General features: G+C 67.8%; 1 protein-coding gene. It reads left to right on the top strand.

Annotation, left to right across the window (positions count from 1 at the left end; genetic code table 11):
• On the top strand, positions 1-516 hold a 516-nt coding region (locus AAE045_RS24380), incomplete at both ends, for a 4-phosphopantoate--beta-alanine ligase (protein WP_455549866.1).

Here is a 516-nt window from a genome sequence, read left to right as displayed (position 1 = left end):
CCGTCACCGAACTGTCCCGTCTGCGCGCCGTCGTCAACGGCTGGAAGCGCGAGGGCCTGCGCGTCGCGCTGGTCCCGACCATGGGCAACCTGCATGCAGGGCATTATTCGCTGGTCACGCTGGCGCGGCAGTACGCCGACCGCGTGGTCTCCAGCGTCTTCGTCAACCCGACCCAGTTCGGCCCGAACGAGGACTTCACCCGCTACCCGCGTACGCCCGAAGCCGATACCACCGGCCTGGAGCAGGCCGGCTGCGATGTGCTGTGGTTGCCCACCGTTGAATCGATGTACCCGTTCGGCGTCGAGCTGGCGGCCAGCGTCAACGTGCCGGGCATCAGCGGCCTGCTCGAAGGGGCGCACCGCCCGGGCCATTTCGATGGCGTCTGCACCGTGGTCTCGCGCCTGTTCAACCAGGTCCAGCCGGACGTCGCCGCCTTCGGCAAGAAGGACTACCAGCAGCTGGCGGTGATCCGCCAGATGGTGGAAGACCTGGCCTTCCCGATCCAGATCGTCGGCG

It is taken from the genome of Dryocola clanedunensis, assembly GCF_038405435.1.
Classification (GTDB): Bacteria; Pseudomonadota; Gammaproteobacteria; order Enterobacterales; family Enterobacteriaceae; genus Dryocola; species Dryocola clanedunensis_A.
The sequence above is the reverse complement of the archived record's forward strand: the minus strand, read 5'-3'. Positions and strand labels throughout refer to the sequence as shown.